Consider the following 17051-nt stretch of genomic DNA (forward strand, 5'->3'; position numbering starts at 1 on the left):
GATCAACGGAGCCGCCGCTCCAGCAGCAGTGCCCCGCGGCCGGACAGCAGCGAGGCGCACCATTTGCGGAGGTCCGCCGGCTTGGGCCCGCTCATCGACTTCTGCTCCAGCAGGTCGGCCCAGTCCAGCAGCGACTCCGCCAGCATGAGCGGCACCCCCTGCCGCTCGTGCACCTCGGCCGCGGCCTCGAAGTGCTCCGCGGCCCGCTGCGGCGAGCCCATCGTCACGCACAGGTGCGCCAGGTAGTGGTGCCCGCAGTGGTGGGCCACCGTGCCGTGCCCGAACGTCTCCCCGTCGGAGGCCAGCGCGTCGTACAGCTGTCCTGCCAGCTCCGCCCGCCCCAGGCGGGAGGCGGCCACGGCGAGGTTGTCCAGGGCGGGCCGGTGGGCCATGTTGCGCGGCGGCGTCGCGCCCCCGTACGCGAGGATGCGCTCCAGCAGCGGAGCCGCCTCCTCGTCGGCCATCTCGCACAGGTAGCGCAGCACCGCGTGGACCGGGTCCACGCGCGGCGCCTGGGCGGCGCGGCGGAGCCGGTCGCCCAGCTCCCACAGCCGGCCCTGCAGCCGCCGGATCTCGGCGATCTGCTCCGAGAAGATGGCCACGGCCTCCAGGCGGCGGCCGATCTCCGAGCCGAGCCGCATGGCCGACACCGCCTCCGACTCGGCCTGCGCCAGGTCGCCCTGCATCAGCGTCAGCCCGGCCTTGGAGTAGCCGATCAGCCAGTTGAGGTGCGGCTGGGCCAGCCGGTGCGCCAGCTCGTCGGCCCTGTCGAGCAGGGTCGCGGCCTTGGTCACGTCGCCGTGGTCGAGCACCGGGGGAGTGCGCTGCACGTACGCGTGGAAGAGCGCCAGGTCGTCGCCCGTGCGGCGGGCCGCCTCCAGCATCTCGTCGCCGTCGCGGTGGCGCTGGTGCAGCGGGTCGGCGGGGATGATCGTGAGGCTGCGCAGCCCGAGCACGCCGGCGAGCGTGCGCGGATCGCCCGACTTGCGGGCCAGGGCCACCGCCTCGTCGCTCAGCGCGAAGCGCCGCTCGCCGTCGGGCGCCCAGATGAGCTCCGAGGCGAGCTTGGCCGCCAGGAGCGCCCTGGTGCTCAGATCGGTGGAGTCGACCAGCCTGCGCGCCTCGGTCAGCAGCGCGATGCGCTGCTGGTCGGGCGCCGCCGAGATGGTGGAGAAGCCGCGGTCGCCGCCGAGCGCCGCCATGACGATCAGGTCGTTGCGCTCGCACTGCCTGGCCAGGTCGGCCGCCTGCGCCAGCGTCTGCCTGGCGTCAGGGTCGCCGGCCAGCCACTTCGCCCTGCCGCACTCCACCAGCAGCTCCGCGCGCCGCTCCAGCGTGGCGCCGGGGAAGTCCTGCAGCAGGTCGAGCACCCGCTGGTACCAGGTGACCGCCTCGCGGTGCGCCAGCCCGGCCAGCGCGTGCTGGGCGGCGCGCGCGCCCGCCTCGGCCGCGGCGCCGACGCGGGCCGGGTCGTGGCCGTGCTCGGCGGCGGCCATCAAGTGGGCGGCCACGACGTACGGCCGGGTCTCCATGGCACGCGGATCCGTCTGGCACAGCGCGTCGGCCACCCGCCCGTGCAGCAGCCCGGCGCGCGGGGCGGAGAGCTTGGAGTAGAGGGCGTTCCTGGTCAGCTCGTGGGAGAACTGGCAGGCCCCGCCGTCCGACATGGTCACCAGGCCCGCGCCCATGGCCTCCTCCACCGCGGCCACGAACCTGCCCTCGTCGAGGTCGAGCCCGAGCCGCAGCTCCGCCGAGTCCATGCGCTCGCCGACGGCCAGCAGGTTGACCAGGTCCCTGGCGTCCGGGTGGAGCTGCGCCAGCCGCGCCATGACCATCCGCGTCACCGAGTCGGGCACGGTCAGCGCGTCGAGGTCCTTACCCGCGGCCAGCTCCCTGACCACCTCGCTGATGAGGAACGCGTTGCCGCCGGTGATCCGGTGCAGCAGCGCGGAGTCGCCCCCGCCGCGCACCTCCGCCAGCGCGTGGGAGACCTCGTCCGGCCCGAAGGAGGGGACCTCGATCAGGTGGCCGTCGGCGGTCAGCTTGTGCAGTTCCGGCATGGCCGATTCGACCGGCACGGGCCGGGAGGTGGCGAGGACCAGCAGCGGCAGGGACTCGGAGTCCCACATGAGGGCGTTCAGCATCTGCAGCGACTCCAGCGTCGCCCACTGCAGGTCGTCGATCACCAGCAGCACCGGCCGTACGGTGGTCAGACGCTCGATCAGCGTGCGCGCCGCGGCCATCAGGTGGTAGCGCTCGGACACGGGCTCGGTGGCCGGCGGCACCTGCAGCGACAGCGGGGGAGCGGCCAGCGAGGGCGCGAGGCGGACGAGCTGGCCGCACTGCTGGTCGACCCCGGCCCGCAGCAGCAGCGCGGGCGAGGTGCGGGCCAGCCGCTCCACGGCGCCGGCGATCGGCTCGTACGCCTGCCGCGCCGGATCGGTGCACCGCCCCGCCAGCACCGTGAACTGCCGCTTGAGCGCCCGCCTGGCCACCTCCGACGCCAGCCGGGTCTTGCCGACCCCCGGGTCACCCTGGAGGACCACCAGCCCGCTGCCGAACTCGGCCGTCGCCAGCTCCCTGTCGAGCGCCCGCAGCTCCTCGTCCCTGCCCACGAACGGCAGCACGTGGCCGTCGTCCAGCCACGGGGCCAGCCCGCCCATCTCGTGGTGGTCGGCGGCCTGCCAGTGCAGCTCGTACGTGTGCATCGGCTCGCGCAGGCCCTTGCCCGGCAGCCGACCCAGGTCCTTGAACTCGTGCCGGCTCCGCCCCTGCGCCAGCCGCCGTACGAGATCGGTGCAGAGCACCTGGCCGCCCTCGGCGATGGCGACCAGGCGGGCCGCCTCGACGGTCGGCAGCCCGCTGACGTCGTCATGGCCCCAGCACACGTCGCCCGCGGCGAGCGCGGCCCTGATGGAGATCTTCTCCAGGGCGCGCTCGTTCTCGTCGGCCACCGCCTGCTCCACCGCGATGGTCGCGTCGAGCCCGGCCGTCGCCGAGTCGAAGACGGCCATCAGCCCGTCGCCCAGGCTCTTGGTGAACGTGGCGCCGTTGGCCGTCACCACGGACCGGAGCAGCTGGTACAGGCGGCGGAAGACGACGTTGGCGCGTTCCTCGCCGAGCCTGATCCGCATGGCGGTGGAGCTGACCACGTCGGTGAAGAGGATCGTCGCCGTGGTCAGCGTGCCGGGCGCGTGCAGAACGGTCACCTGCGCGACCCTCCCTGGACGGGCGCTCGCAGTGTCTTGCGGACGGTGCGGCGGATCGCGCGCGTCTTCACCGCCGGACGCGACTGCCTGATCCGCCAGGCACGCGCCAGCTCCTCGGGGATCCGGAACGCCGCCTGCCCGTCGGAGTGGCGGTCGATCAGGGCGATCACGAGCTGCCGCCCAACCCGGCGCACCAGCCAGCGCACCACGCCGTCGACCGGCCCGGCCAGCCTGGAATGCCGGTGCGCCGCGCGCGCCACCGTGAACAGCCCCGTGAACCACCAGGCCGGCTTCGGCACGCCCAGGAGCTCGGGAACGCGGTCGGCGCCGTACCTGGCGTCGCGGAAGACCCAGTGCACCAGGCTGCGCGGCAGCTTGCGCCACCCCAGGTGCATGAACCCCTCCATCTCCTCGAGCAGCCTGGCCATCAGCCGGCGGCCCTCGTCGCTGGACTCGTACAGGCGGCCCAGGCGTTCGCTGACCGGCTCGACGTCGTCGAGCGTGAGAGGTCTGTCGCGGCAGGCCTCCACACCCATGAGGTGGCCGAACACACTCCATGTGTAGAGGTGGGCCGCGCGCTGCTCGTCGGAGAGCGTCACGCCCATGCTCTCCAGAGCCTCCCACGTCACCACGGAGAAGTCGAAGATGGTGGCGAGCAGGAGCTCCTGATTGACCGGCGGGCCGAACCGCGCGGTGTCCCAGTGGCCGGCGAAGCGCTCGTTGACCAGCGCGCGCACGAACGAGTGGAGGATCCGCAGCCCGATCGCCGTGGTGTGGCCGGGACGGCCGGGCTCCAGGCTGTTGACGGCCTTCAGCCCCATCACGTCGACCAGCATCTGCCCGGTCTCGGCCACCCGGCGGGTGAGGCCGTGCGTGGCCAGCCGCGAGACGCCGGCCAGCACCTTGGCGCTGGACACCTCGACGTACGCCATCGGCAGGCACTTGCAGAACAGCGCGGCCGCCTGGTAGAGCCCGTAGTCGGCGAACACGGCCTGCCCCTTGGCCAGCAGCTCGCGGTCGTCGCCCCACTCGGGCAGGTCCGCGGCGAAGTCGATGGCCGCGAAGATCTCCGAGGCGGGCGGCTCGCCCGAGGGCGCCCTGGCCTCCTGCTTGGCCGCCGACAGCTCCTGGACCACCGCCTTCACCAGCTCGAGCGGCCCCGTGCCCGCGGGCTGGTCGTCGAGATAGCCGGCCACCACCTTGTCGATGTCCGGGTCGGCCTGCTGCCTCAGCTGCCGGAACCTCTCCTCCGGCCAGCGGTCATGATCGTTCATCTACCCCGTACTCCAGATCTCGGTCAGAGGCCACCCCGTTTCCGCAGGGCGGCGACATCCAGCAGCGTGATCGTGCGGCCTTCGACGGCGATGAGGCGCCTCGCGACGAGGGACTGCAGCGCCCGGTTGACCGCCGGCCGCGACGCGCCGATCAGCGCGGCGAGGTCGGACTGGGTGATCCCGGGCAGGTCCACCACCCCGTCGGCCTGGCCGTGCTTGTCGGCCAGTTGCAGCAGCAGCTTGGCCAGCCGCCCGCCCAGGTCGAGGAAGGCCAGGTCGGCCGCCTGGTCGGTGAGCCTGCGCACCATGTGGCCGAGCATGCGCAGGAACTCGTCGGCCAGCGCCGGATGCTCCCGCATGAGCTCCAGCAGCCGCGCCCTGGGCAGCACGAACGCCCACGCGGGGCGCACCGTCACGATCGACGCCGAGCGCGGCGAGCCGTCCAGCAGGGCCATCTCGCCGAAGGTGTCGCCGCGGCCGAGCATGTTGAGCACGATCTCGTCGCCGTGCTCGGTCGTGAACACCACCTTCACCAGGCCGTCCAGCAGCACGTAGAAGGACTCTCCCGGGTCCCCCTGGTGGCAGATGATCTGCCCCGACCGGTAGCGCCTCGACAGCCCCGCCCGCGCCGTGGTCTCGATGCCGCTCTCTCCGAGTACGCGGAACAGCGGGATCTCCGCCAGCACGGCGGCGACCGGCTGGATGTCGCGTGGAAACCCGCTCATGCGAGAACTTTAGGCCGCATCCCGCGCAGGGACAGCCGGCGACAAGCGATCTCCCAGGTGTGATGCGGAACACATCTGGACTGTCACGCACAAGACAGCTCCAAGCGATCACTCGGCGCACCGTAGGGGTGCCGGCCGGTAATGGCGACCCCCCGAACACCCGGCCAGGCAGGGAGATCGACATGTACGTGGACACCATCGAACGGCCCGACACGGCAACCCTGGTCTCGGCCGCGCAGGACGGCGACGCCGAGGCGTGGGAGCGGCTGGTCGAGGAGTTCAGCCCCATGCTCAAGGCACGCATCCGCCGGTTCAGGCTCAGCCACGAGGACTCCCAGGACGTGCTCCAGACGACCTGGCTGCTGGCCTGGCAGAACCTCAGGAGCGTGGAGGACGGCCAGCGCATGGCGGGCTGGCTGGCCACGATCGCCTTCCGCGAGTGCCTCAAGCTCAGCAAGCGGACCAAGGAGATCTGCACCCCCGACCTCGACACGCTGGGCAGCACCGACGACGTGGACAGGGAGCTGGCCAGGATCTGGCTGGCCGGCACGCTGGCCGAGCTCGTCGAGGAGCTGCCGGCAGCGCAGCGGGTCCTGTTCAGGGCGCTCACGGAAACCTCCGAGCCGCACTACGTGGACGTGGCACGCAGGCTGGGCAGGCCGGTAGGGAGCATCGGGCCCACCCGAGCCCGCTGTTTCGCGAAGCTACGCGGCCTCCTTCAGGCCCGCGAGATCACCCGCGACTTCCTGGACTGACTCACTTCGCTCACTTCGCCGACGGGTCAAGCTGGATCGCCTCCAGGAACGGCTCGAAGTCGAAGTGCGCCATCTCGTACGCGTCCGGGTCGGACTCCGCCGGGTAGCGGTAGACCCTGCGGCCGCCCCGGGCGAGCATGCCGCTGACGGCCTGGGGGACCAGCCCGCGCCGCATCTCCTCGGCGAGGCCGTCGGCGACGTCCTTGGCGAAGGGCACGTCGTAGAGCGCGGCGACGTGCTGGTAGACGCGGAAATAGCTGACGATGAAGCGCATGCGGTCGGGATAGGAGACCCAGTCGGTCACCCCGGCCGTGGACGCCTCCTGGTCCTCGGTGATGAACGCCTCGGCGAGCTTGCGCACCTTCTCGTTCTGGATCGGCGCCCAGACCTTCGCCATGTCCACCCCCGCCGGCGCCGTGAGCGGCCTGCCGACCTTGACGTCGCTGAGCGGCGTCTTCACGGCGAACAGGTGGCGGGTGTAGAGCGAGGACCACTGCTTCTCCAGCCAGCGCGTCAGCCACGGCTGGTCCTCGTGCCGCGCCGCGTACAGGCGGAAGCGGGGGAAGGGCCGCCGGGTGACCAGCGAGCGCAGCGACCGCCACGACACCCGTGTCAGCCACCTGACCGGCCGGTAGAGCACCAGCTCCAGGGCCTTCTGCGCGCGGGCCTGCTCGTAGGCCGACAGCGCGATGCTGGCGCCGAACATGAGCTCGGCCCGCGCCTCCGGGTCGGTGGCCTGCCTGGCCTCGACCAGGAGCTGCGCGGCGTCCTTCAGGTAGCGGTCGTCGGCCTCGGCCAGCAGTTCGGTCAGGAACTCCGGCGGGGTCGGCGTCAGGTCCGACTCCGGGCTCACCCTGAGGTAGCGGTCGGGGGAGTCGTTCCACAGGTTGACGGCCAGACTCGCGGTCTCCAGGAAGATGGCCCGGTTGGCCAGCGCGAGCCCGAGCTGGTAGCTGGGGCCGAGCAGGGTGAGCAGCACCGCCCTGAACACCCGCTTGAAGCGGTGGGGCACCCGCATCTTCCTGCTGAAGTCCATGATGAACGGCGAGTCGGGGCCCAGGTCGAGGCTCTCTCCGACGGCCTTGGAGGTCCAGGTGGCGTAGCAGTACCAGTTGTTCGCGTCCTTGCCCAGGTGCTGGGCGAGGTCCCCCGCGACGCGGTGGTAGCTGTAGGCGATGACCATCGCCTCAAGAGCCGGGCTCCGGTCCTTGTACGCGGCGATGCGCAGGACGTCGTCCGCGGTCATCGTAGTGTCGGCCATGGGGTCTCCCGTTGGTTCGCCTCGAGGAGTTAGAGCGTCTCCAGCGGCGTCAGATACGTCCGGCGGCCCGCCTTTCCCCCGTGGCCGCCACGCCAGGAGCGTAGAAGGCCCGACTTGCGACGGGCTTGCAGGTCGCCGAGCGGCAGCAGGCGCCGCCCCGGACGGGCCGCCCCGGACGGGCCGCCCGGGGCGGCGCGCGTCACTCCTTGACCACGATCTTGCTCAGCACCACGAACCCGCCGAGCGCCCCCGCGGTGCCGGCGGCGGTCGTGGTGGTGAGGTTGACCACCAGGTCATAGATGCCGGGAGCGAGCTGACCGCGCATGGGGACGGACGCGGTGTACCGGCCCGAGCCGGGGGTGAAGGTCAGTTCCACAGGAGATGAGGGATGCCTCGACTCGCCACCTCCCACCAGGTCGGCGATGATCTCCACATTCCAGCGGCCCGACAGCCAGTCGACGAGCTCGCCGGTGACCTCCCAGTTCACGTCCACGGTCCAACCCTCGGTGCTGCAGACGACGTTCGTGGGTTGAGCGCCGGGGTCGACAACCTGGCTGTGGAGAACGCCGGCTAACTGCTCGGCCGTTACCTTCATCACCTGGAATTCTCCGGTAGCCATTCCGATCTCCTTGTGCGGTGGGAACGTCGTCCCCGTGTGAAGGAGCAGAGCGGCGACGGAGGCGCCGAAATACGCGTCCGTGTTGTCAATGGATGACGGGTATGGAGAGTGCTGGGGCCGTCACCTTTCCCTGATGCGCACCATGTCGGAGGTGAGCTCGGCGACCCCGCCGACGCCCATCAGCTGAAGGGTGCGTACGAGCTCGGCGTGGAGCAGGTCGAGCACCCGGCGCACGCCGAGCTCGCCGCCGGCCATCAGCCCGTAGAGGTAGGCGCGGCCCACGAAGCAGGCCCTCGCGCCCAGCGCGACCGCCGCGGCCACGTCGGCCCCGCTCCGCACGCCGCCGTCCAGGAAGACCTCCGTGCGGTCGCCCACGGCGGCCACCACGTGGGGCAGCAGCTCCAGCGGCGTCGGGGCGCGGTCGAGCTGCCGCCCGCCGTGGTTGGACACGACGACGCCGTCCACCCCCACGGCCGCCAGCTCCTTGGCGTCGTCCACCCGCTGCACCCCTTTGACCAGCAGCCGCCCCAGCCACGCCGACCGGATCCACTCCAGGTCGGCGACGGTCACGGAGGGGTCGAACATCAGGTTCGTGATCCCGGCCAGGTCGTCGGGCGCCCCGTTCACGGTGGCGAACCTGAGCGGCTCGCTGGTGAGGAAGTCGAACCACCACGCCGGATGCCGCACCGCCTGCAGCACGCTGCGCCAGCGCAGCGCGGGCGGGACCGTCAGCCCGTGCCGCACGTCACGCAGCCGCGCCCCGGCGACCGGCACGTCCACGGTCACCACGAGCACGTCCATGCCCGCCTCCCGCGCCAGGGAGAGCGTCTCCAGCGTGCGGGCGCGGTCGCGGACCACGTACAGCTGGAACCAGTTCCATCCGCCGGGCGCCGCGGCGGCCACGCCGGCGGCGGTCGTGGTGCCCATGGTGGACAGCGTGTACGGCACGCCCGCCCGCTCGGCCGCCCGCGCCACGGCCCGCTCGCCCTCGCGGTGCATCATCCTGGTGAAGCCGGTGGGCCCCAGCACGAGCGGCATCGCGATCCGCCGGCCCAGGATCTCGACGGCGGTCGGGGCCGCGGCGACGTCGCGCAGGACCCGCGGGCTGAACTCCACCCGGTCGAACGCCTCCACCGCCCTGGCCATCGAGCGCTCGCCCTCGGCCGCGCCGTCCACGTAGTCGAACACCATGCGCGGGGCGCGCCTCCTGGCCAGCAGCCGGAGGTCGGCGACGTCGGCGGCGTCCGCCACCCGCCGCGCCCTGGAGAGCCGGGGCCGCGCAGGCATGACGGCCCTCAGCTCCCGCCATCGGGGCAGGCGCCGGGGCTCCCGCTGGTTCGGCTCGATACCCAGGACGCTATCAAAGGTACGGTGGGGTGGTGATCGACGACTGGACCGCGCTGGCGGGGGAGTCGCCCGCCTCCCTGGCCACGGGGGCGGAGCTGATCGCCCGCTGGTCGGAGCCGCACCGCCGCTACCACACCCTCGACCACCTCGCCGCGGTGCTCGCCGCGATCTCCCCGCTCGCCGCTCTCGCGGAGGACCCCGCCGCGGTACGCCTCGCCGCCTGGTTCCACGACGCCGTCTACGACGGGCGGCCCGGCCGGGACGAGGAGCGCAGCGCCCAGCTCGCCCAGTCACGCCTGCCCGCGTGCGGGGTGCCCGTCTCGCGGGTGGCCGAGGTCGCGCGGCTCGTACGTCTCACCGCCGCCCACGACACGCTCGCCGCCGGGGACCGCAACGGCGCCGTCCTGTGCGACGCCGACCTGGCCGTGCTCGGCCGGCCCGGCTATGACGAGTACGCCGCGAGGATCCGGCAGGAGTACGCCCACGTGCCCGACGACCTGTTCAGGAAGGGACGGGCCGAGGTGCTGCGCCGGCTGCTGGCCGTACCGCGCCTCTACCGGACCGGACGCGCGCGCGAGCTGTGGGAGGAGCGGGCACGGGCGAACATGTCACGGGAGCTGGCGGCGCTTGCGGCGGCGCAGGCCGGAGGCGACCAGCCGTAGCAGCAGCTCACGCGAGCTGACCGCCTCCGCCCCCAGCTCCACCGCACGGGCGTGCACGGTCTCCGGCACGTCGTAGTGATCGCGGTCGAACGCCCGCTCAGGCACCCCGAGCCGCGAGGCGAAGTCGTGCAGCTCCGCCAGCGAGCTGTCGCTGACCAGATGCGACCACATCAGGCCACGCGGCCCGGGCCAGTTGGGCGGATCGATGAGAACGGTCACGACCCAAGGTTAGACGGGCGGGACCTTGCCCCTGATCATCAGCTCGGCCAGGTCGGACACCACGACCTCGGCGCCCGCCGCGCGCAGCTCGGCCGCGGCGGCGCCTTCCCTGGCCACCGCGACGACCAGCCCGAACGCGCCCTTCCTGCCCGCCTCCACGCCGGGCAGCGCCGCGTCCACCACCGCGACCCTGGCCGCGGGCAGCGCCAGGCGGCGCGCCGCCTCCAGGAAGAGCGCGGGGTCGGGCTTGCCCGGCAGGTTCATCAGCGCCGCGTCGTTGCCGTCCACCAGCAGGTCGAACAGGCGCATCACGCCGGCCGACGTGACCAGCTTGCGGCCGTGCAGGCTGGCGGAGACCGCCGCGGTACGGGCGCCGCGCTGACGCAGCTCGTGCAGGAGCGCCACCGTGGACGGGAATGCGGCCACGCCGTACTTCTCCACCTGACCCATGAAGATCTCGTCCTTGGCCAGGCCGAGCCCGTGCACGGTCGCCGCGCCCGGCTCGTCCTCCGGCGAGCCTTCGGGCAGCGTGATGCCGCGTGCCCCGAGGAAGGCGCGGATGCCGTCCAGGCGCGGGCGGCCGTCCACGTGGCGCAGATAGTCGTAGCGGATGTCGAACGGCTCTGAGCGGCCGCGCAGGAAAGCGTCGAAGACGTGCTTCCAGGCGGCCGCGTGCCCCCGAGCGGTGTCGGTGACAACGCCGTCGGTGTCGAACACGACGGCGTTGATCGAGGTCAGATCGATGACAGGCTCGTTCACATTGCGAACGTAGCCTCTCTACCAGGCGACGGGTAGCTCTTTGACCCCGTAGACGATGGCGAGTTCCCTGAACGGCACCTCGCCCGCGACGCGCAGCCCCGGGAAGCGGCGCAGCAGGGCGGGGAAGGCGATGCGCATCTCCATCTGCGCGAGCGGCGCGCCGATGCAGCGGTGGATGCCGTGGCCGAACGCCATGTGCGAGCCCGCCGTCTCCCTGCCGGGCCGTACCTCGTCCATGTCCTCGCCCAGGGCGGGGTCGCGGTTGGCGGCGGTGAGCGAGCAGAGCACCATCTCGCCCTTCTTGATCGGCACGCCGTGCAGCTCGAGGTCGTCGCGGGCGAAGCGCGGGAAGGCCACCTGGACGACCGTCATGTAGCGCAGCAGCTCCTCGACGACGTCGTTGACGTACCCGTCGACCTCGCGCACCTTGGCGGCCTGCTCGGGGTTGCGCAGCAGCCACAGGGTGCCGAGGGCGAGCATGCTGGTGCTGGTGTCGTGCCCGCCGGTCAGCAGCCCGTCGGCCATGCTGGCGAGCGTACGGTCGTCGAGCTCGTCACCGTGCTCGCGCAGCAGCTGGCCGAGCAGCCCCTCGCCCGGGTTCTGCCGCTCCCGCGCGACCAGGTCGATCAGGTACGTCATGGCGTCGTTGATCGCCTGCAGCGACGCCTCCGGCCCGGCCGTGAAGTCGAACCGGTCCTTGCTGATCTTGACGAAGTCCGCGCGCTCCTCGTACGGGACGCCGAGCAGCTCGCACACCACCAGCGACGGGATCGGCAGCGCGAACTCCTCGACCAGGTCCACCGGGGAGCCCTTGGCCTCGATGCGGTCCAGGTGCTCCTCGACCATCGCCTCGATGCGCGGCTCCAGCCTGCGCAGGCGGCGCATGGTGAACTCGGGCGTCAGGTACTTGCGCAGCCGGGTGTGCTCGGGCGGGTCACGGAACCCCAGGCCGCCCGGGTCCTCCTGGTTGGAGCCGAGGCCGATCACCCCGGCGAAGTCGTTGCTGAAGCGCTCGTGGTCGCTCAGGACGCCCCGTACATCATCCCAGCGCGAGACGAGGTACACGGTCTGGCCGCCCGGGATCTCCATGGGGAAGACCGGGTGCTCGGCCCGGATGCGCCCGAGTTCGCCTACGGGGTCGAACCCCTCACGCATGAACTGGACGAGTGGGAACTCATTGTCTGACATCGATATCCGTCCTGATGGGATGCATCACACCATGTCGGGATAAATCCCTGCATAGATGGTGCCACCCGGGACGGCGGATGTTGCCCTCCCCAAGGAGGAATTTCCGGTCGGCACCGTGGTCACCCTGTCCCGGTCCGTCGTCATCGCCGAGGCCGCTCTCGGGCGTCTGGCGCACCTCCCCTCAAGCCCGGAACAGCAGGGAAACGGGGGCAAAATGGGGCGCCAGCTGTCGTTTGGCGTACAAGATGACGACATTCTGCGATGATCTCGTCGCATAGAGCCGGAGTTTGAGCCATCACGGATAGTGACTGATGCCGACATTTGAGGAAATAACAGCCTTCGTCACCGAGAAGCCGCTCGCCACCGCCGTCATCGCGCTGCTGAGCCTGGCGGGGCTGGTGCTGGCGTTCCTGGTGCTCAGGATCGCCTGGCGCGTCTGCGCCTGGTTGTTCGCGCGATACGTCGCCCCCCGTCCCATCGAGGACGTGCTGACCGTCGTCGCCGCCTCCATCGCCACCGGCGTGTCCGCGCAGGGCATGTGGCGCTTCTCCGGGGACGTGCTGGGCCTGGACGGGCCGCTCAGGCTGCTGCTGTTCGCGTTCATCGAGGTCGCGATCATCACGAGCGCGGTACGCGCCCGCCGCAACATGCGCGAGAACTTCTCCGCCGGGATCGACGGCATCGCCGTGTGGGCGCTGACGTGCCTGACCGCCGTGCTGTCCAGCATGGACGCGCGCAGCCTCCCCGAGGCGGTGTTCAGGCTCGCCGCCCCCCTCGTGGCCGCCTGGTTGTGGGAGCGCGGCATGGCCATCGAACGCCACCGCATCCGCGGCACCGGCCGGATCAACTGGCGTCTGACGCCCGAGCGGCTGCTGGTCAGGATGGGGCTGGCCGAGGTCAGCGACCGTACGGCGAGCGAGGTCGACGCGCACCGCAGGCTGACCCGCGTCGCGCTGGCCGCCAAGCGGGCCAAGGCGCTGCGCGAGGGGGGCGCCTCCGAGCGCAAGATGCGCGCCGCGCTGGCCAAGCTCGACAAGGCCATGGACCAGGCCGTCGAGCACACCGGCCTGGCCGTCGACCAGGCCCGCCAGGAGGCGCTGCTGGCCCAGATCGCCGCCCTGTACAACACCACAGCCCTCATCGACGCCGACCCCCGCGTGCCCTGGGAGCCGGAGCCCGAGCAGCGCCCGGTGCCCGCCCGCCCGGCGCTGCCGCCCGCGCTGGCCGAGCTCGTCGATGAGGAGGACGACATCGAGGTGCTCGACACCACCCCGCAGGTGGTCGACACCGCCCAGCGGGCGGCGCTGATGCGCAAGGCCCGCGCGTACTGGGACAGCCAGATCGCCAAGGGCATCGTGCCTCGCACGGTGGACATCGCCCAGGAGATCGGCATCTCGCTGGCCACGGCGCGCGAGTATCGTGCCCTGTGGAAGCTCGAGCCGCAGGCGCACGCCCTCATCGAGGCGCTGTTCCAGCAGCACGGCATCGTCGACACGGGCGCCTTCCCCGCCATCGCGGCCGACGGGAGGGTGCTGACCAAGTCGTAGGGGGAGCACGCTTGCGGGAGCGCACGCTCGAACGCGTCAGGAAACTCCTGGCCAAGGCCGAACGCACGGACAACGAGCACGAGCGCGCGACGTTCATGGCGGCCGCGTCGGCGCTGATGGCCAAGCACGGCATCGACTCGCTCCCCCCGGCGGGCACACGGCAGACGCCCGGCGACCGGATCGTCACCCTGCCCAACCCCTGGGCCAGGGAGAAGGCCCGCCTCGTCAGTCTGGTCGCGCAGGCCGTGCGGTGCCGTCCGCTGCTCATCGGGCGGGGGGAGGTGGGCGGCCAGCGGGTGCACGTGTTCGGGTTCGCCGCCGATCTGGAGCGGGCCGACCTGCTCGCCACGTCGTTGCTGCTGCAGATGGCGACGGGGCTGGCGCGCGTGCGGGTGCCCGGCGACGTGACCTCCGCGCGGGCGTACCGGCGGTCGTGGCTGCTGGGGTTCACGGACGAGGTGTACCGGTTGCTGTGCGCCGCGGAGTCCCGGGCCGAGGACGAGGTCGGTACGGGTGCCGCGCTGGTCCTGGCGGACCGGCGGGCCGAGGTGGAGCGGGTGGTGGCGGCCCACTACCCGGACATCCGGGTGAGCGTGCCCCGTACGAGAGGGACGGGCTACCGGGACGGGGTGGCGGCCGGCCGCCGCGCCGACCTCGGCCGCACCGGCATGACCACCGCCACCGCCCCGGAACTGACCCCGGGCTGAATCGCCTCCCGTCCTGGTTGGACCCGCCTCATGCCCGCGTTGGACACGTCGTATCGGCGAGGGCCCTTCGGTGGCTTCTCGGTAAAGTGACCTCTATGACGCACGAACGCGCAGGACAGCCAGCCCAGCCCGCCGACCTCGTCGACGTCGCCAGGCTCGTGACGTCTTATTACGCCCTGCATCCCGACCCCGGCGACGCGGGGCAGCGGGTGGCGTTCGGCACGTCGGGCCACCGGGGGTCGTCACTGAAGACGGCGTTCAACGAGGACCACATCCTGGCGACCACGCAGGCCATCTGCGAGTACCGGCGGTCGAAGGGGACCGACGGGCCGCTGTTCCTCGGCATCGACACGCACGCGCTCTCCGAGCCCGCGCGGGTGTCGGCGCTGGAGGTGCTCGTGGCCAACGGGGTCGAGGTGCTGATCGACACGCGCGACGGCTACACGCCGACCCCGGCCGTCTCGCACGCCATCCTGCGGCACAACCAGGGGCGGACCACCGGGTTGGCGGACGGCGTCGTGATCACGCCATCGCACAATCCGCCCGGTGACGGCGGCTTCAAGTACAACCCGCCGCACGGGGGGCCCGCCGACACCGACGCGACCACGTGGATCCAGGACCGCGCCAACCGGCTGCTGGCGAGCGGGCTGGAGAGCGTGCTGCGGGTCTCGTACACCAAGGCCGTGGGCGCGGCGGGACGTTACGACTTCCTCGGGATGTACGTGGACGACCTGCCGTCCGTGCTCGACCTGGACGCGATCCGGGCGGCCGGGGTGCGGATCGGGGCCGATCCCCTGGGCGGGGCCAGCGTGGCGTACTGGGGGGAGATCGCCGAACGGCACCGGATCGATCTGACCGTGGTCAATCCGCTGGTGGATCCGACGTGGCGGTTCATGACGCTCGACTGGGACGGCAAGATCCGGATGGACTGCTCGTCGCCGTACGCGATGGCCTCCTTGATCGCCAACCGAGACAAATACGATATTTCCACCGGAAACGACGCCGACGCGGACCGGCACGGCGTCGTCACCCCCGACGGCGGCCTGCTGAACCCCAACCACTACCTGGCCGTCGCCATCTCCTACCTCTACACGCACCGCGACGGCTGGCCCGCCGACGCCGGGGTGGGCAAGACCATGGTCAGCAGCCAGATCATCGACCGGGTCGCGGCCTCTCTGGGGCGGCGGCTCTACGAGGTGCCGGTCGGCTTCAAGTGGTTCGTCCCGGGGCTGCTGGACGGGTCGCTGGGCTTCGGGGGCGAGGAGAGCGCGGGCGCGTCCTTCCTGCGGCGGGACGGGTCCGTGTGGTCGACCGACAAGGACGGGATCATCCTGGCGCTGCTGGCCTCGGAGATCCTCGCCGTCACGGGCAAGTCGCCGAGCGCGCACTACCGTGAGCTGGTCGAGCGGTTCGGGGAGCCCGCGTACGCCCGGGTGGACGCCCCGGCGACGCGCGAGGAGAAGGCGGTGCTCGGGAAGCTGTCGGCGAAGCAGGTGACGGCGTCGTCGCTGGCGGGCGAGCCGATCACGGCCGTGCAGACCGCCGCGCCCGGCAACGGGGCGGAGCTGGGCGGGGTGAAGGTCTCGACGGAGAACGCCTGGTTCGCGGCGCGGCCTTCGGGGACGGAGGACGTCTACAAGATCTACGCCGAGTCGTTCCGGGGCCCCGACCACCTGGTCAAAGTCCAGGAGGAGGCCCGCTCCCTGGTCTCCGCCGCCCTGAGCTGACCGCGCCCCCACGGCGACGTGGGCAGCTCCCGGGCGTTCACGTTCGCGCGGGGGAGAAGTCAAAAATCCGGCCCGGCCCGGCGGATGACCGCACGTCGGCGTGGGAAGGTACAGTCGCCTCAGTCACTAGAACGGGGTTCTGTCATGAGATTCGGCTACTACCTGACCGAGCCGAAAGGGCCAGACCCGATCGGCGGGCTGCGCGACCAGATCGCCCAGGCGGCGCAGGACGGCTTCGCCTCCGCCTGGCTCTCCAACATCTTCGGCTTGGACGCGCTGACCGCCCTGGCCGCCGCCGGGAGCCAGGTGCCCGGCATCGAGCTCGGCACCGCCGTCGTGCCCACCTACCCGCGCCATCCGGCCGTTCTGGCCCAGCAGGCCATGACCGCCAACGCCGCACTCGGCGGGCGTCTCGCGCTGGGCATCGGCCTGTCACACCAGCTGGTCATCGAGGGCATGTACGGCTACAGCTATGAGCGCCCCTACCGGCACATGAAGGAGTACCTCGACATCCTGCTCCCGGCCCGCAGGGGCGAGCACGTCAAGTACGACGGCGAGACGCTCAAGGCCGACCTCCAGCTCACGACGCCGGGCGCCGGCTTCCCCGTGCTGCTCGCCGCGCTCGGCCCGCGCATGCTCAAGCTCGCGGGCACCGTGGCCGACGGCACCGTCCTCTGGATGACCGGCCCCAGGACGGTCGCCGAGCACGTCGCGCCCACCATCAACGCGGCCGCCGCCGAGGCGGGCCGGGAGGCGCCCAGGATCGTCTGCGCGCTGCCGATCTGCGTCACCGACGACCCCGCCGCCGCCGTCGATCGCGCGAACGAGATCTTCGCCATCTACGGACAGCTCCCCTCCTACCGTGCGATGCTCGACAAGGAGGGCGCGGCCACCCCGGGTGACATCGCGATCGTCGGCGACGAGGACACCGTGCTGGCCAAGATCGACCAGCTGCGGCAGGCCGGCGTGACCGACTTCGTGGGGTCGGTGTTCGCGGCCAAGGACCGCACGCGAAACCTCCTGATCGGCGCGGCAAAGGGCTGATCGGAAGA

General features: G+C 71.8%; 15 protein-coding genes. 6 read left to right on the plus strand and 9 right to left on the minus strand.

Translation table 11 applies throughout. The features are described 5' to 3' along the window. Nucleotides 1–2: 2 nt before the first annotated feature. From ABD830_RS30210 to ABD830_RS30220, 3 genes are read right to left on the minus strand one after another with little or no spacing between them, the layout of a single operon-like run. Entirely contained in the window at nucleotides 3–3209 is a 3207-nt protein-coding gene (locus ABD830_RS30210; RefSeq protein ID WP_344994674.1) for an ATP-binding protein, read from the minus strand. Further along, nucleotides 3206–4483: an oxygenase MpaB family protein gene (locus tag ABD830_RS30215; RefSeq protein WP_344994677.1), complete on the minus strand. Its 1278-nt coding sequence runs from the start codon at nucleotides 4481–4483 to the stop codon at nucleotides 3206–3208. The genes ABD830_RS30210 and ABD830_RS30215 overlap by 4 nt, the downstream gene beginning before the upstream one ends. Nucleotides 4484–4506: 23 nt before the next feature. Continuing rightward, the gene (locus tag ABD830_RS30220; protein ID WP_344994680.1) at nucleotides 4507–5208 is read right to left on the minus strand and encodes a Crp/Fnr family transcriptional regulator; all 702 of its coding nucleotides are present in this window, start codon (nucleotides 5206–5208) and stop codon (nucleotides 4507–4509) included. Nucleotides 5209–5390: 182 nt separating this feature from the next. Here ABD830_RS30220 and ABD830_RS30225 point away from each other — a divergent pair, with 182 nt between their 5' ends. Then, complete coding sequence (locus tag ABD830_RS30225; protein WP_344994683.1) at nucleotides 5391–5963, plus strand: RNA polymerase sigma factor; 573 nt, start codon at nucleotides 5391–5393, stop codon at nucleotides 5961–5963. A gap of 10 nt (nucleotides 5964–5973) precedes the next feature. Here the strand turns inward: ABD830_RS30225 and ABD830_RS30230 are convergent, their stop codons facing one another. The 3 genes from ABD830_RS30230 to ABD830_RS30240 all read right to left on the minus strand — a co-directional run bounded on the left by ABD830_RS30230 (nucleotide 5974) and on the right by ABD830_RS30240 (nucleotide 9130). Then, nucleotides 5974–7224, minus strand: coding sequence for a hypothetical protein (locus ABD830_RS30230; RefSeq protein ID WP_344994686.1), 1251 nt, complete (start codon nucleotides 7222–7224; stop codon nucleotides 5974–5976). A 199-nt stretch (nucleotides 7225–7423) separates the two neighbouring features. Then, nucleotides 7424–7843: a hypothetical protein gene (locus tag ABD830_RS30235; protein WP_344994689.1), complete on the minus strand. Its 420-nt coding sequence runs from the start codon at nucleotides 7841–7843 to the stop codon at nucleotides 7424–7426. Between the two features lie 120 nt (nucleotides 7844–7963). Next, the gene (locus ABD830_RS30240) at nucleotides 7964–9130 is read right to left on the minus strand and encodes an alpha-hydroxy acid oxidase (protein ID WP_344994692.1); all 1167 of its coding nucleotides are present in this window, start codon (nucleotides 9128–9130) and stop codon (nucleotides 7964–7966) included. 92 nt (nucleotides 9131–9222) lie between these two features. On the opposite strand from ABD830_RS30240, the gene ABD830_RS30245 reads away from it, so the two are divergent. Next, on the plus strand, nucleotides 9223–9852 hold the full coding sequence (locus ABD830_RS30245) for an HD domain-containing protein (RefSeq protein ID WP_344994695.1): 630 nt from the start codon (nucleotides 9223–9225) through the stop codon (nucleotides 9850–9852). Here the strand turns inward: ABD830_RS30245 and ABD830_RS30250 are convergent. Genes ABD830_RS30250 through ABD830_RS30260 form a run of 3 tightly spaced genes read right to left on the minus strand, consistent with a single transcriptional unit; the run spans nucleotide 9799 to nucleotide 12018 of the window. Further along, a complete protein-coding gene (locus tag ABD830_RS30250) occupies nucleotides 9799–10071 on the minus strand; it encodes a DUF4031 domain-containing protein (protein WP_344994698.1) in 273 nt (90 codons plus the stop codon). The genes ABD830_RS30245 and ABD830_RS30250 overlap by 54 nt on opposite strands. Nucleotides 10072–10080: 9 nt before the next feature. Then, nucleotides 10081–10830, minus strand: coding sequence for an HAD family hydrolase (locus ABD830_RS30255; protein ID WP_344994701.1), 750 nt, complete (start codon nucleotides 10828–10830; stop codon nucleotides 10081–10083). 18 nt (nucleotides 10831–10848) lie between these two features. Beyond that, complete coding sequence (locus ABD830_RS30260) at nucleotides 10849–12018, minus strand: cytochrome P450 (protein ID WP_344994703.1); 1170 nt, start codon at nucleotides 12016–12018, stop codon at nucleotides 10849–10851. Between the two features lie 311 nt (nucleotides 12019–12329). Here ABD830_RS30260 and ABD830_RS30265 point away from each other — a divergent pair, with 311 nt between their 5' ends. The 4 genes from ABD830_RS30265 (at nucleotide 12330) to ABD830_RS30280 (ending at nucleotide 17043) form a co-directional block, all read left to right on the plus strand. After that, complete coding sequence (locus tag ABD830_RS30265; RefSeq protein ID WP_344994705.1) at nucleotides 12330–13565, plus strand: hypothetical protein; 1236 nt, start codon at nucleotides 12330–12332, stop codon at nucleotides 13563–13565. An 11-nt stretch (nucleotides 13566–13576) separates the two neighbouring features. Continuing rightward, nucleotides 13577–14272: a DUF2786 domain-containing protein gene (locus ABD830_RS30270; RefSeq protein ID WP_344994708.1), complete on the plus strand. Its 696-nt coding sequence runs from the start codon at nucleotides 13577–13579 to the stop codon at nucleotides 14270–14272. Between the two features lie 95 nt (nucleotides 14273–14367). Next, complete coding sequence (pgm, locus tag ABD830_RS30275; protein WP_344994711.1) at nucleotides 14368–15999, plus strand: phosphoglucomutase (alpha-D-glucose-1,6-bisphosphate-dependent); 1632 nt, start codon at nucleotides 14368–14370, stop codon at nucleotides 15997–15999. 144 nt (nucleotides 16000–16143) lie between these two features. Further along, on the plus strand, nucleotides 16144–17043 hold the full coding sequence (locus ABD830_RS30280; RefSeq protein ID WP_344994714.1) for a TIGR03564 family F420-dependent LLM class oxidoreductase: 900 nt from the start codon (nucleotides 16144–16146) through the stop codon (nucleotides 17041–17043). Nucleotides 17044–17051: the final 8 nt, after the last annotated feature.

This window comes from Nonomuraea helvata (assembly GCF_039535785.1).
Classification (GTDB): Bacteria; Actinomycetota; Actinomycetes; order Streptosporangiales; family Streptosporangiaceae; genus Nonomuraea; species Nonomuraea helvata.

Coding starts and splice junctions, on each gene's coding strand:
- ABD830_RS30215 (WP_344994677.1), bottom strand. CDS start 4,483: ATGAACGATCATGACCGCTGGCCGGAGGAGAGGTTCCGGCAGCTGAGG.
- ABD830_RS30220 (WP_344994680.1), bottom strand. CDS start 5,208: ATGAGCGGGTTTCCACGCGACATCCAGCCGGTCGCCGCCGTGCTGGCG.
- ABD830_RS30225 (WP_344994683.1), top strand. CDS start 5,391: ATGTACGTGGACACCATCGAACGGCCCGACACGGCAACCCTGGTCTCG.
- ABD830_RS30230 (WP_344994686.1), bottom strand. CDS start 7,224: ATGGCCGACACTACGATGACCGCGGACGACGTCCTGCGCATCGCCGCG.
- ABD830_RS30235 (WP_344994689.1), bottom strand. CDS start 7,843: ATGGCTACCGGAGAATTCCAGGTGATGAAGGTAACGGCCGAGCAGTTA.
- ABD830_RS30240 (WP_344994692.1), bottom strand. CDS start 9,130: ATGCCTGCGCGGCCCCGGCTCTCCAGGGCGCGGCGGGTGGCGGACGCC.
- ABD830_RS30260 (WP_344994703.1), bottom strand. CDS start 12,018: ATGTCAGACAATGAGTTCCCACTCGTCCAGTTCATGCGTGAGGGGTTC.
- ABD830_RS30265 (WP_344994705.1), top strand. CDS start 12,330: ATGCCGACATTTGAGGAAATAACAGCCTTCGTCACCGAGAAGCCGCTC.
- pgm (WP_344994711.1), top strand. CDS start 14,368: ATGACGCACGAACGCGCAGGACAGCCAGCCCAGCCCGCCGACCTCGTC.
- ABD830_RS30280 (WP_344994714.1), top strand. CDS start 16,144: ATGAGATTCGGCTACTACCTGACCGAGCCGAAAGGGCCAGACCCGATC.